We start from the raw sequence: 13,106 nt of genomic DNA, 5'->3' as shown, positions 1-13,106 counted from the left end.
ACACCCGACGCGCACGTCCGGGTATGACCTCCCGAACATGGGTCGACTGGCGGTTGTGATCACCGTGTGAGATCACGTTGGGTAGGGACCGTGAAGCCGTTCGTGATCAACAGCCACGGCAAGCTCGTGTTCCCCGCGACGATCCTCGGGGAACTCGACTTCTCGGTCCTCGACACCCTCGAGCAGTTCACGGCCGTCATCGGGCGGGACTACGAGTCCAAGGCCCCGACCGGTACCGACCTGCTGCAACGGGTCGAGGCCGGCGCCTACGACAGCCGGTTCGCGCTCCTGCGCGACCTGGCCCAGAACCTGTTCTGGGTCAACCGCTACTCCATGACCATGTTCGACAAGAGGCCCACCCGATTCCGCGACCTGCCGCGAACGCGCGGTGACGTCTTCCTCCCCGTCCTCACCCCGTGGGAGGACGGCGAGCGCAAGGTCGCGGCCGTCGAGCAGGCGTACCGGTCCCTGCCCGCCACCTACGACGCCGAGGCCGAGGACCGCGCGTTCGCGCTGCTGTTCGACGTCTTCCGGCACAAGCGCCACCACGCCACGGAGCTGCCGGCGATCAAGCCGACGGTGGCCGAGCTCCTCGCGCAGCCCGAGGCGCTCACCTGGGTCCTGCCCGCGCACGACCCGGACTTCCCGACGTTCTCGATCGGCGACATCCTCGACGCCGACGAGTCGGTGCCCGAGCTGGAGGCGCTCTCGCGCTGGGCGATGGTCCTGCACAACCAGTACCCGTGGGAGCGCGCCGAGACCACGCTGCGGCCCGTCGGCGAGATCGGCGACGACGACGTCGTGATCGCGCTGCACCCGCGCAACCGCGACGTCAGCGCGTTCATCGAGCGCGTCCGCTCCGGCACGTCGGCCACGGCGTCGGTGCTGCCGCCGCCGCTGCCGCCCGTCGAGCCGGTCGCGCCCTACCCGCCGACGCGGGTGCGCGAGGCCTTCGCGGTCAAGCCGGTGCTGGAGGCGCTGTCGGTGGTGCGCGGCGAGCTCGTCTGCTCCAACGACGACGTCATCCGCAACGCCAGCTTCTCCTGGTCGCCGATGAGCGCCGCGGAGATCAGCAAGAAGACCGGCATCGACGAGCGCCGCTACTCGGAGCGGCCGCTGGAGCAGCTCGCCCTCGACGCGGCCCTCGCCGCGCTGGAGCACTCCGGCCGCACACCCGCCGAGATCGGCGCGGTCCTCGTCGCCACCTGCACGAGCGAGCGGCTGATCCCGTCCGTGGCGTGCTGGCTCTCGGGGCAGCTCGGCATCCTGCAGACACACATGTCGGCCGACATCGTCGCCGCCTGCGCGGGCCTGCCCTACGGCCTGTCGGAGGCCGTGCGGCTGCTGCAGGAGGTGCAGCGGCCCGTGCTGCTCGTCTGCGTCGAGAAGTTCTCGGACAAGATCGGCGCGGTCCGCACCTCGCGCATGATCTTCGGCGACGGCGCGGCCGCGATCGTGGTGGCGCCCGGCGGGACCAGCGACATCGAGCTGCTGCAGACCTACGCCAGCGGGCCGGTCAGCGAGGTCAACTCGATCATCTGGCCGAACCCGGAGTTCGACAACGACATCACCGTCTACGGGCCCGAGGTCAAGTCGCTGGTGCAGCGCTACCTCGACCAGATGCTCGGCGAGCTGGGCACCGAGCCCGACCCCGACGAGCCCGGCCGCCCGATGATCGACTCGATCGACCTCATCGTGCCGCACCAGGCCAACAAGACGATGATCCTGGGCCTGGCCGACAAGGCCGGGCTCTCGCACGACCAGCTGTACTTCGACATCGAGACGATGGGCAACGTCTCCGCCGCGTCCATCCCGATCGCCATCGCCGACGCCGTGCGGGACGGCGTGATCAGCGCACCGGTCCGGGTCTTCGCGCCCGGGTTCGGGGCGGGTGCGGTCGGCGGCTACGCCGTGCTCCGCGTCGACCCGTCGATCGTCGCCCCGGAGCGCGCGGCGACGCCGGGCACCACCGACGGCCCGCGCGCGGCCGAGCGGCCCACCACCACAGACGACGTCCGCGTGGCGTTCGGGGAATGAGGACACCATGACCGACAGGCGAGTGGCCATCGTGACGGGCGGGGCCCGCGGCATCGGCGCGGCCATCACCACCGCGCTGGCGAAGTCCGGCGTGCACGTGGCGGCGGGGTACTCCTCCAACAGCCAGGCCGCGAAGGAGCTGGCGGAGAAGATGGGCGCCGAGGGCGCCTCGGTCTCGACCCACCAGGGCAACGTCGGCTCGCCCGACGACTGCCAGCGCGTCGTGGGCGAGGTGCTCGAGCAGTACGGGCGCGTCGACTACCTCGTGAACAACGCGGGCGTGACCGTCGACAAGACCATGCGCAGGATGTCGGTCGAGGACTGGCACGCCGTGCTGCGCGTCAACCTCTCCGGCGCGTTCTACATGACCAAGCCGGTGCTCGACCACATGCTCGAGAAGAAGTTCGGGCGCATCGTCAACATCAGCTCGGTGATCGGCCAGATGGGCAACATCGGCCAGGTCAACTACGCCGCCTCCAAGGCCGGCCTGTTCGGCCTCACCCAGAGCCTGGCCCGCGAGACGGCCAGCAAGGGCATCACGGTCAACTGCGTGGCGCCGGGCTACATCGAGACCGAGATGGTGGCGGCGATCCCGAAGGAGGCCTTCGACAAGATCGTGTCGAAGGTGCCGGTGGGGCGGCTGGGTCAGGCGTCGGAGATCGCGCGGGCGGTGCAGTTCCTGGTCGACGACGACGCCGGCTACATCACGGGCAGCGTGATCTCGGTGAACGGCGGGATGGACATGTAGGTGCGGTCGCGCCTCGCCCCGCTACGCATGGTGGTGGGGCGGGCGCGACGGCAGGGACGCGAGACCAGCGCCTCCCGACGATCGGCGGCGGGGAGGGCGGACGTCAGGCGATCGACGGCACCCGCTCCCCCTCCGCCGGCTCACCGGGCGGGGTGCCGTCGCCGAAGGGGCGGCCGCCCAGGTCCTCGCGGCCGTGGGGGTCGAGCCAGTTGCGGAGGTCGGGGCCCAGGGGCACCACACCGCTCGGGTTGATCGTGTGGTGCACGCCGTAGTAGTGCTGCTTGATCTGCACGAAGTCGGTGGTGTCGCCGAAGCCGGGGGTCTGGAAGAGGTCGCGGGCGTAGGCCCACAGCACCGGCATCTCGGCCAGCTTCTGCCGGTTGCACTTGAAGTGGCCGTGGTAGGCGGCGTCGAAGCGGACGAGGGTGACCCAGAGGCGGACGTCGGCCTCGGTGATCGTGTCGCCGACGAGGTAGCGGCGGCCGGCCAGGCGCTCGGACAGCGCGTCGAGGCGGCCGAACAGCTCGCCGTAGGCCGTCTCGTAGGCCTCCTGCGTGCTCGCGAACCCGCACTTGTAGACGCCGTTGTTGACGTCCTCGTAGAACGAGGCGATGACCTCGTCGATCTCGTCGCGGTGGGCCGACGGGTAGAGGTCGGGCGCGCCGGGGCGGTGGTGGGCGGTCCACTGCGTGGAGAAGTCCAGCGTCAGCTGCTGGAAGCCGTTGGTGGCGACCTTCCCGCTGCTCACCTCGACCATCGCCGGCACCGTGACGCCGGCGTCGAAGTCGGGGTCGGCGGCGCGGTAGGCCTCGCCGAGGTACTCGATGCCGAGCACCGGGTCGCGGTCGTCGGGGTCGAGGTGGAAGCGCCAGCTGCGCTCGTCGTGCAGCGGGCCCGCGATCCCCATCGAGATCGCGGACCCCAGCCCGAGCAGCCGCCGCACGATCACCGAGCGGTGCGCCCAGGGGCACGCCCGCGCCACGACGAGCCGGTAGCGCCCCGCCTCGACGGGCCACGCGGTGGACCCGTCGGAGGTGATGCGCTCGTCGAGCCCGACGGGCTCCCGTTCGAAACCGCCTTCGGTCATGGCCCGAGCCTAGATCGACGCGCGGCGGCCCGCCGGTCGGTCAGTCGTCCTCGCCGCCGTCATCGTCGTCGCCGTCCTGCTGGTTCGACACGCCCGGGGTGTCGTCGTCGTCGCCCTCGACGGGGCCGCAGGCGGCTCCCGCGCTGAGCAGGAGTGCGGCGCCGGCGGCCGCGGCGACGACGGTCCGCTTCACGGTGGAATGTCCCATGTGCGCAGCTTCCCACGCCGGGTCGTCGGGCCCGTCCCCGGCGGAGTCGTGGCCGGGGTAGTCGTGACCGGGGTCGTGGTCCGTGTCGTCCTCGAACACCCAGAACCGCAGCAGCAGGAACCGGCCCGCCCCGCCCAGCACGCTGGCGGCCGCGACGGTGGCCGACTCCAGCAGCGGCGTCGGCGAGTCGACGACGGTGTGCAGCGCGAGCAGCACCAGCGAGCTGTAGACCGCGTAGAAGGCGACCATCCCCACGGTCTGCACGTGCGCGCGCCAGGGGTGGACCTCCTCGCCGCTGAACGTGAAGCGGCGGTTCACCTCGGTGCTCACCAGCGTGCTGACCACCAGCGCCGTGAGGTTGGCCGGCAGCAGCTCCATCGAGGTGCGCAGGGCGAGGTAGACGAGCGCGTTGACCAGCGTCCCGACCCCACCGGCGATCACGTACCGGGCGATCTGTGCGGCCACGGGGTGGCGCTCGCGCAGCGAGGGACCCGACGTGTGCGACGCCGTCAGCACCGCCATCCCGCACCCCCTCCGCCTCGACCCCAGCTCATCACACGACACGAGGTGAGCGCTGTCGCTCACCTGTGTGAACGCTGTGAACCCGGGAGGATTTCCCGACCGTGTCATGATCTACGCGTGAGTCGTCTCACCGGTTCGGGGAGAACGGGCCTAGATGACGAAGAACACCGTCTCGTCCTCGCCGCGCAGCCGAATGTCGAAGCGCAGCTCCCCCGGGCCGGCGTCGGTGGCGACGAGGGTCGCGGCGCGCTCGGGCGGCAGCGACGCCAGGACCGGGTCGGCGGCGTTGGCCGCGGCCTCGTCGGGGAAGTAGAGGCGGGTGACGACGCGGTCGAGCAGTCCGCGCGCGAACACCGAGACGTCGACGTGCGGGGCCTGGCCGTCGCCGGTCGCCCCCGGCTTGACGGTGACGACCTCCCACGAGCCGTCGCTCCCGGCCGCGGCGCGGCCGAAGCCGAAGAGCGGGTCGTCGAAGCGGCCGTCGGCGTCGGCCTGCCACGTCTCGATCAGCCCGTCGGAGACGGGCTCGCCCGCCCCGTCGATCAGCGTCCCGCAGATCCGCACCGCGCCGGGGCTGCCGGCGGGCACGACGAGGTGCCCGTCGGGCCAGGTGAGGCCGATCGACAGGAACGGGCCGACGGTCTGGGACGGGGTCTCACTCATGGCCGTTCTCCTCGTCGTGCGGCGCCTCGAACGGGGTCTGGTCGCGGCCGCGCAGCACGACGTCGAAGCGGTAGGCCAGTGCCCAGTCGGCGCGGGTGGCGTCGAGGTCGAACGTGGACACCATCCGCAGCCGCGCCTTCTCGTCGGGCACCGAGTTGAAGATCGGGTCCTGGGCGAACAGCGGGTCGTCCGGGAAGTACATCTGCGTCACCAGCCGCTGGGTGAACGCGCGCCCGAACAGCGAGAGGTGGATGTGGGCGGGACGCCAGGCGTTGTGGTGGTTGCCCCACGGGTAGGCGCCGGGCCTGATCGTGGTGAACGAGTAGGAGCCGTCCGAGCCGGTGACGACGCGGCCGCCGCCGGTGAAGTTCGGGTCGAGCGGCGCGGGCCAGTCGTCGCGCGCGTGGGCGTAGCGGCCCGCCGCGTTGGCCTGCCAGATCTCGACGAGCGAGTCGGGCACGGGACGGCCGTCGGAGTCCAGGACGCGCCCGAACACGACGATCCGCTGCCCGATCGGCTCCCCCGCGTGCTGCCGGGTGAGGTCGTGGTCGGACGGGCCGGCGGGACCGGTGAGCGCGGGCCCGGTCAGCTCGGTCAGGCCCTGGGGCAGCACGACGGGCGCGTGCGACGGGGCGCGCAGCGCGGTGCTGCGGTAACCCGGCGACAGCAGCGGCGGGTGCGTGCCGTCGGCGGCGGGGCGGTAGGTCATCAGACGCTCCCGTGGGGCAGGCCGACGTAGTTCTCGGCGAGGGTGGTGGCCGCGGCCCGCGAGCTCACCGTCTGGCGCAGCTGGGAGAGCTGCAGCCTGCGGTCGAACGCGTCGGCGGCCGGGTCGGTGTGCAGCATCGAGGTCATCCACCAGGAGAAGTGCTCGGCCCGCCACACCCGTCGCAGGCAGGTGTCGGAGTAGCCGTCGATCCCGGTGTCGTCGCCGTCGTGCAGGTGGGTGGTGAGCGCGTCGGCCAGCACCCGGACGTCGGCGATCGCGAGGTTCATGCCCTTCGCCCCGGTGGGCGGGACGATGTGTGCGGCGTCGCCGGCCAGGAACAGCTTCCCGTGCCGCATGGGCTCGGTGACGAAGCTGCGCATCCCGGTGACGCCCTTCTCCAGCAGCGGGCCCTCGTTGATCTCGGTGCCGAGGCGCTCGTGCAGCTCGTCCCAGATCCGCGCGTCCGACCAGTCGTCGGCGTCGGTGTCGACCGGGACCTGCAGGTAGAGCCGCGTGACCTCGGGGCTGCGCATCGAGTAGAGGGCGAAGCCGCGCTCGTGGTGGGCGTAGACGAGCTCGTCCTGCGTGGGCGCGGCCTTCGCGAGGATCCCCAGCCAGGCGAAGGGGTACTGCCGGTCGTGCGCGGTGTGCGGAACGCAGGCGCGGCTGACGCCGTGGAACCCGTCGGCGCCGACGACGACGTCGCAGCGGAGCTCGTCCCGTCCCCCGTCGTCGCCGTCGAAGCGGATCACCGGATCGGTCGTGACGTCGTCGATCTGCACGCCCGACACCTCGAACCGCACGTCGCCGCCGTCGGCGAGCCGGGCCGTGATGAGGTCCTTGACGACCTCCTGCTGCCCGTAGACGACGATGCCGCGGCCGGTGAGGTCGGCGAAGTCGATGCGGTGCTCCTCGCCGTCGAAGCGCAGGGAGACGCCCTCGTGCGCCATGCCCTCGCGGTCGAGGCGCTCACCGAGGCCGACCTCGCGCAGCAGCTCGACGGTCGGGTGCTCCAGCACGCCGGCCCGCACCCGCTTCTCGACGTACTCGCGGCTGCGCGCCTCCAGCACGACCGAGTCGATCCCCCGGCGGGCGAGCAGGTGCGACAGGAGCAGCCCCGCCGGTCCCGCGCCCACGATGCCCACCTGTGTCCGCATGGGCGCCACGATGACGGAGCGGGCCGCCTCGGCTCGACGGGCCTTCCGCTGGGCGGAAGGATGGGGTCGTGGGTGACACGGTGACCGCGCGCGTGCTGGGCGTCCTCGACGCGTTCTCCGCCGCACACCCCGAGCTGACGCTGACCGAGATCGCGCGCCGGGCCGCCCTCCCGCTGTCGACGGCGCACCGGCTCGTCGGCGAGCTCGCCGGCTGGGGCGCGCTGGAGCGCGGCGACGACGGGCGCTACCGGATCGGGCTGCGGCTGTGGGAGGTCGGCGCGCTGGCCCCGCGGTCGGTGGGCCTGCGCGAGGCGGCGATGCCGTTCCTCACCGACCTGCACGAGGTCACCGGCGAGAACGTGCAGCTCGCGGTGCTCGACGGCGCCGAGGTCGTCTACGTCGACCGGATCTCCGGGCGGGGCGCCGTCAACGTCATCACGCGCGTCGGCGGGCGGCTGCCGCTGCACGCCACCGGGGTCGGCCTGGTGCTGCTCGCGCACGCCCCCGCCGCGCTGCAGGAGCAGGTGCTGGCCGCCCCGCTGCGCCGCTACACCGAGCGCACGATCTGCGCGCCGGCCGAGCTGCGCCGGGTGCTCGCCGACGTCCGGCGCACCGGGGTGGCGGTGAGCGACCGGCAGATCGAGCTCGTGGCGCTGTCGGTCGCCGCGCCGGTCCGCGGGCCGCGCGACGAGGTGGTGGCGGCCCTGTCGGTCGTGGTCCCGGCGGCCACGTCCGACGCGCGGGCCTACGTGCCGGTGGTGCGGGCGGCGGCCCGGGGTGTGTCGCGGTCGCTGGGGGCGTCCGGCTGACCGCACTTGCGTCCACGTGCTTCCAGCCGCAACGATCCCGACGATGGACGTCGTCGAGTTCCGGCCCACCCCCGACCAGTTCGCCTGGACCTTCGGCGGGGTCGCGCCGAGCCACCGCATCCGCCCGGGCACCGTGCTCAAGCTGTGGACGGAGGACGCGTTCTCCGGGCGCCTGCAGCGCACCACCGACATGCCGTCGCAGGTGCTGGACATGACGCAGGTCAACCCGCAGACCGGCCCGTTCTTCGTCGAGGGGGCCGAGCCGGGCGACACGCTCGCGATCCACATCGTCGACCTCACGCCGGCGCGCGACTGGGCCGCCTCCACGACGATCCCGTTCTTCGGCGCGCTCACCCACCCGTCGACGCTGCACGAGCCGCTGCCCGAGCGGACCTGGATCTACCAGCTCGACCGGGCCGCGGGCACCGTCCGGTTCGAGTCGGCCGCGCTCACCCTCGACCTGCCGCTGGAGCCGATGCTGGGCACCGTCGGGGTCGCGCCGCCCGGGCGCGAGGTGCGGTCGAGCCTCGTGCCCGACACCTTCGGCGGCAACATGGACACCCCGGAGATGAAGCCGGGCACCACCTGCTACCTGGGCGTCAACGTCGAGGGCGCGCTGTTCTCCGTCGGCGACGGGCACTACCGCCAGGGCGAGGGCGAGAGCTGCGGCACCGCCGTCGAGGGCGCCATGGACGTCACGCTCATCGTCGAGCTGATCAAGGGCGGCGCGCCCGCGTGGCCCCGCCTGGAGCACGACGACCACTACGCCGTGGTCGGCTCCGCCCGCCCCCTGGAGGACGCCTGGCGCGCCAGCCAGGTGGGGATGATCACCTGGCTCGGCGAGCTCTACGGGCTCGACCGCCTCGACGCCTACCAGCTCCTCACGCAGGTGGCGCTCTCCCCGCTGGCCAACGTGTGCGACACCAACTACAGCGCGCTCACCAAGATCGAGAAGCGCCTGCTCCCCGACGCCGCCGCACACGGCGGCATGCACGCCCACCTGCGCTCCCTAGCGATTGGACTGACCTGATGGATCTCCAGCTGGCCGGCAAGACCGCGCTCGTCACCGGCGGCACGAAGGGCATCGGGCGCGCCGTCGTCGAGGCGCTGCTCGCCGAGGGCGCGTCCGTGGCGTTCTGCGCCCGCACCGCGGCCGACGTCGAGAAGGCCGAGGCCGAGCTGGGGTCCGCGTCCGCCGGCACCGCCGTCGACGTGGCCGACGGCGTCGCGCTCGCCGCGTGGGTCGCCGCGAGCGCCGAGCGTTTCGGGCGCGTCGACGTCGCCGTGGCCAACGTCAGCGCGCTGGCGATCGGGCCGGGCGAGGACAACTGGAAGGCCGGCTTCGACGTCGACCTCATGCACACCGTGCGGCTCTGCGAGGCCGCGTTGCCGCACCTGCTGCAGACGCAGGGCTCGATCGTCGCCATCTCGTCGGTGTCCGGCCGCGAGATCGACTTCGCCAAGGACGCCTACGGCACGATGAAGGCCGCCGTCGTGCACTACGTCTCCGGGCTCGCCCTCGAGCACGCCGCCGCGGGCGTGCGCGCCAACTGCGTCTCCCCCGGCAACACCTACTTCCCGGGCGGGGTGTGGGAGGGCATCGAAGGCGGCAACCCCGACCTGTTCGCCACCGCGATGGGCATGAACCCCACCGGGCGGATGGCCCGCGCCGAGGAGATCGCGTACGCCGTGACGATGCTCGCGAGCCCGCGCGCCTCGTTCATCACGGGCACCAACCTCGTCGTGGACGGCGCCCTGACCCGCGGGGTGCAGCTCTAACCATGCGCGAGTTCCGCATCGACGTCCCGCAGGCCGACCTCGACGACCTGCGCGACCGCCTCGCCCGCACCCGCTGGCCCGAGCCCGCCACCGTCGAGGGGTGGCAGCAGGGCGTGCCGCTCGACTACGCCCGCGAGCTCGTCGAGCACTGGACCACCGTCTACGACTGGCGCCGCTGCGAGGCCGAGCTCAACGCCCTGCCGCAGTTCACCACCCCGCTCGACGGCGGCGGCGACGACTCCTGCCAGATCCACTTCCTGCACGTCCGCTCCCGCCACGAGGGCGCGTTCCCGCTGCTGCTCACGCACGGCTGGCCGGGCTCGGTGATCGAGTTCCTCGACGTGATCGAGGCCCTGACCGACCCGCCCGACCCGCGCGACGCCTTCCACCTCGTCATCCCGTCGCTGCCCGGCTACGGCTTCAGCGCGAAGCCGTCGACGTCGGGGTGGGGCGTCGAGCGGATCGCGACGGCGTGGGCGCAGCTCATGGACCGCCTCGGCTACGACCGCTACGGCGCCCAGGGCGGCGACTGGGGCGCCATGATCACCTCGGCGCTGGGCACCGGGATGCCGGAGAACGTCGCCGGCATCCACGTCACGCTCCCGCTCGCCCAGCGCCCGCCCGAGGGCTCCGTGCCGCCGCTGACCAAGGCCGAGGAGGCCGCGCTCACCGACCGGCGCTACTTCGAGACCCACCGCTCCGGCTACTCCGCGATCCAGGCCACGCGCCCGCAGACCCTGGGCTATGGCCTGGCCGACTCCCCCGTCGCCCAGTGCATGTGGGTCGTGGAGAAGTTCTGGGACTGGACCGACAGCGCCGGGCCCCCGGAGAACGTCGTCCCGCGCGACCGGATGCTCGACGACGTGATGCTCTACTGGCTGCCGGGCACCGGGACGTCGTCGGCGCGGCTGTACTGGGAGAGCTTCCGGCGCCGCCGGCTCGACCCCGTCGAGGTGCCCACCGGCATCACGCTGTTCCCCAAGGAGCTGTGGCGGCTGCCGCGCTCCTGGCTGGAGCGCCGCTACACCGACATCCGGCACTGGAGCCAGCCCGACGTCGGCGGCCACTTCCCCTCGATGGAGCAGCCCGAGATCTTCGTCGACGAGGTCCGCGCGTTCTTCCGGCTGGTGCGGTAGCTAGCGGAACGTCAGCACCGAGGCCGTGAAGCCGTGCAGGTGGTTACGCCCGCCGACCGGCCCGATCTCGCCCGCGGCGAAGAACCCGGCCACCCCGGCGTCGCCCAGGACGCGGCGCAGCAGGGCCGGGTCGTGGTCGGCGGACTCGAACATCGTCGTCCCGCGGCCGTTGCAGGAGAACAGCAGCGCGCCCGACACGGGCTCGGTGCCCAGCAGCTCCTCGAGATCCTCGCCGGCGCCGGCGGCGTCGCGGACCTGGAAGCGGACGGTCTGCCCCACCTCGACGAGCTCGCCGATCGCGACGGCGCCAGCCTCGGGGTCGACGCCGGTGACGCCGCGGATGAGGAAGTCGCCGCGGCCGTGGTCGTCGGCGTACTCGTCGATGGCGATGCCGACGTGCAGCCCGCGCCCGGCGAGCTCCTGCTCGGCGGGTGGCAGCGACGTCACGATCTCGGCGAGGCGCCGGTAGGCGGGCGAGCCGGCCAGCTCGTGCAGGACGTTGCGCTCGGCGCGCGTCACGACCATCGCGGGCCCGATCGGGCGGCAGCCCTGGCTGACGACCGTGCGCACGCCCGCGTCGCCGCCCAGCACCACGCCGACGCCGCCGCGCTCGTGCACCTCGCCGTCGAGGAACAGGCGGTTGGACCCGGGGCCGCCGGGGGCGCCCGCGAGCCCGCCGACCACCGGGAAGCCGGGGTTCACCGCGTTGGCGTGCTCGAGGAAGCCGCCGACGGGGAACGAGTACGGGTCGACGACGAGCGCGGCGACGCGGTCGTCGGAGCGCGGGACGGGCATCCCGGCGACCCGGATGCCGCCCTCGGCCTGCTCGGCGACCAGCCGGACGGCGCGGACCGCGGCGCCGGGCAGCACGGCCGCCCAGACCGCGACGGCCGGGCCGTGCTCGACACCGCGCCCGTCGCCGATCACACCCCCCGAGGTGCCGCCGACGCTGGTGCGGGCCCCGGCCAGCTCCATCGCGCGGCGCCCGGCGGCCTCGGCCGCATCGGCCCCGAGGCGCCCCGGCGCGACGAACACCCAGAGCAGGTCGGGCACGGCGCCCTCGAGCGGGGCCAGCGCCTGCGCGACCGCGACCTCCGCGGCTCCCGTCAGGTCGGGACCGACCGCGAGCCCGTCCCCGAAACGCCGCGATCCCGTCATCGGCCCATCGTCACACGGACCGGCCCCGCGCGACCGTCCCCGATCGACGAACGGACCCTTCTCGCCAGTGAATTGCAGCGGAGAACGAGTGGCTGAAACGTCAGGAATGGGGCGCCGGGCGCAGGCGTCCGGGCTGCGGCCACATTCGTGCCGACGCGATCCCGACCACGTCGGCGGGCCCCAGGACGCGCGAGTCGGTGGAGCCGAAGGGGTTGTCGCCGAGGACCCACCAGCCCCCTCCCTCGGGGCGCACCGCGCGCTTCACCGACAGCTGCTCCGGCCGTGCTGACCAGCGGACGAGCACCACGTCGCCCGGTGACGGCTCCCCGCCGAACCGGACCAGCAGGACGTCGCCGTCGCGGACCGTCGGGGACATCGACGGGCCCCGCACCGCGACCCGCCTCCACCACCGCACACCGATCTCCATCCCGTTCTCGGAACGACGCGGGAGTAGGGTGGCAGAAGCGAGAACGATCATCGAACGAGGAAGGACACAATGCGGATGCTGTCCCGTATTCTCCGCCCGCGGCTGGAGGCCACCGCGCACTGCGACCTCCCCTGCGGCGTGTACGACCCGGCCCAGGCACGCATCGAGGCCGAGTCGGTCAAGGCCATCCAGGAGAAGTACCAGGGCAACGAGGACCCGGCCTTCCGGGTGCGCGCGATCGACATCAAGGAGCAGCGCGCCGACCTCGTCAAGCACCACCTGTGGGTGCTGTGGACCGACTACTTCAAGCCGCCGCACTTCGAGAAGTACCCGGAGCTGCACGAGCTGTTCAACAAGGCCACGAAGAAGGCCGGCGGCGGTGCCGACGGCGCCAAGTCCTCGATGGACCCGGCCACCGGCCAGGAGCTGCTCGACCTGATCGCCCAGATCGACAAGATCTTCTGGGAGACCAAGGCCGCTGCCTGACCTCAGGCCCTCGACGGCGTCGGCCGGCGGACTCGTTCCGCCGGGCGGCGCCGTTCGTCGTCCCCGGGGTCGTCCCTACCCGTCGGCCGGCTTCCGCGGCGCCAGCAGCCGGTAGCTCTCGGTCAGCAGCTCCGTGAGCTCCTCCGGGTCCACCTCGGGATCGGGGTCGAGCACCAGCCG

The 13,106-nt window shown here is 72.8% G+C and carries 14 protein-coding genes; 7 read left to right on the top strand and 7 right to left on the bottom strand.

From position 1 onward, the window contains the following. Window positions 1-90 precede the first annotated feature (90 nt). Window positions 91-2,037 (top strand): 3-oxoacyl-[acyl-carrier-protein] synthase III C-terminal domain-containing protein, encoded by a 1,947-nt coding sequence (locus I4I82_RS20735; protein WP_218589666.1) that lies wholly within the window; start codon window positions 91-93, stop codon window positions 2,035-2,037. Window positions 2,038-2,044: 7 nt separating this feature from the next. Continuing rightward, a complete protein-coding gene (fabG, locus tag I4I82_RS20730) occupies window positions 2,045-2,785 on the top strand; it encodes a 3-oxoacyl-[acyl-carrier-protein] reductase (protein WP_218589665.1) in 741 nt (246 codons plus the stop codon). 103 nt (window positions 2,786-2,888) lie between these two features. Here fabG and I4I82_RS20725 read toward each other — a convergent pair whose 3' ends face one another. From I4I82_RS20725 to I4I82_RS20705, 5 genes are all read right to left on the bottom strand, one after another. Then, window positions 2,889-3,872, bottom strand: a complete 984-nt coding sequence (locus I4I82_RS20725) for a glutathione S-transferase family protein (protein WP_218589664.1) — start codon at window positions 3,870-3,872, stop codon at window positions 2,889-2,891. A 40-nt stretch (window positions 3,873-3,912) separates the two neighbouring features. Continuing rightward, the gene (locus I4I82_RS20720; protein ID WP_218589663.1) at window positions 3,913-4,602 is read right to left on the bottom strand and encodes a GtrA family protein; all 690 of its coding nucleotides are present in this window, start codon (window positions 4,600-4,602) and stop codon (window positions 3,913-3,915) included. A gap of 150 nt (window positions 4,603-4,752) precedes the next feature. After that, a complete protein-coding gene (gene pcaG, locus I4I82_RS20715) occupies window positions 4,753-5,265 on the bottom strand; it encodes a protocatechuate 3,4-dioxygenase subunit alpha (protein WP_218589662.1) in 513 nt (170 codons plus the stop codon). Beyond that, window positions 5,258-5,974 (bottom strand): protocatechuate 3,4-dioxygenase subunit beta, encoded by a 717-nt coding sequence (pcaH, locus tag I4I82_RS20710; RefSeq protein ID WP_218589661.1) that lies wholly within the window; start codon window positions 5,972-5,974, stop codon window positions 5,258-5,260. Before pcaH ends, pcaG begins: the two co-directional genes overlap by 8 nt. Next, entirely contained in the window at window positions 5,974-7,131 is a 1,158-nt protein-coding gene (locus I4I82_RS20705) for a 4-hydroxybenzoate 3-monooxygenase (protein WP_218589660.1), read from the bottom strand. The genes pcaH and I4I82_RS20705 overlap by 1 nt, the downstream gene beginning before the upstream one ends. 68 nt (window positions 7,132-7,199) lie before the next feature. On the opposite strand from I4I82_RS20705, the gene I4I82_RS20700 reads away from it, so the two are divergent. The 4 genes from I4I82_RS20700 to I4I82_RS20685 are packed head-to-tail and all read left to right on the top strand — an operon-like array spanning window position 7,200 to window position 10,855. Beyond that, a complete protein-coding gene (locus I4I82_RS20700; protein ID WP_218589659.1) occupies window positions 7,200-7,940 on the top strand; it encodes an IclR family transcriptional regulator in 741 nt (246 codons plus the stop codon). Between the two features lie 43 nt (window positions 7,941-7,983). Then, window positions 7,984-8,970 (top strand): acetamidase/formamidase family protein, encoded by a 987-nt coding sequence (locus I4I82_RS20695; RefSeq protein ID WP_218589658.1) that lies wholly within the window; start codon window positions 7,984-7,986, stop codon window positions 8,968-8,970. Continuing rightward, window positions 8,970-9,719, top strand: a complete 750-nt coding sequence (locus I4I82_RS20690) for an SDR family NAD(P)-dependent oxidoreductase (protein ID WP_218589657.1) — start codon at window positions 8,970-8,972, stop codon at window positions 9,717-9,719. The genes I4I82_RS20695 and I4I82_RS20690 overlap by 1 nt, the downstream gene beginning before the upstream one ends. A 2-nt stretch (window positions 9,720-9,721) precedes the next feature. Further along, a complete protein-coding gene (locus I4I82_RS20685; RefSeq protein ID WP_218589656.1) occupies window positions 9,722-10,855 on the top strand; it encodes an epoxide hydrolase family protein in 1,134 nt (377 codons plus the stop codon). Here I4I82_RS20685 and I4I82_RS20680 read toward each other — a convergent pair whose 3' ends face one another. Beyond that, window positions 10,856-12,013: an FIST signal transduction protein gene (locus I4I82_RS20680; protein ID WP_218589655.1), complete on the bottom strand. Its 1,158-nt coding sequence runs from the start codon at window positions 12,011-12,013 to the stop codon at window positions 10,856-10,858. Window positions 12,014-12,113: 100 nt separating this feature from the next. Continuing rightward, entirely contained in the window at window positions 12,114-12,428 is a 315-nt protein-coding gene (locus tag I4I82_RS20675) for a S26 family signal peptidase (protein ID WP_308112814.1), read from the bottom strand. 81 nt (window positions 12,429-12,509) lie between these two features. On the opposite strand from I4I82_RS20675, the gene sodN reads away from it, so the two are divergent. Further along, window positions 12,510-12,926, top strand: coding sequence for a superoxide dismutase, Ni (gene sodN, locus I4I82_RS20670; protein WP_172154054.1), 417 nt, complete (start codon window positions 12,510-12,512; stop codon window positions 12,924-12,926). Window positions 12,927-13,106 lie beyond the last annotated feature (180 nt).

Origin of the sequence: Pseudonocardia oceani, from assembly GCF_019263585.2 — a bacterium.
Classification (GTDB): Bacteria; Actinomycetota; Actinomycetes; order Mycobacteriales; family Pseudonocardiaceae; genus Pseudonocardia; species Pseudonocardia oceani.
The sequence above is the reverse complement of the archived record's forward strand: the minus strand, read 5'-3'. Positions and strand labels throughout refer to the sequence as shown.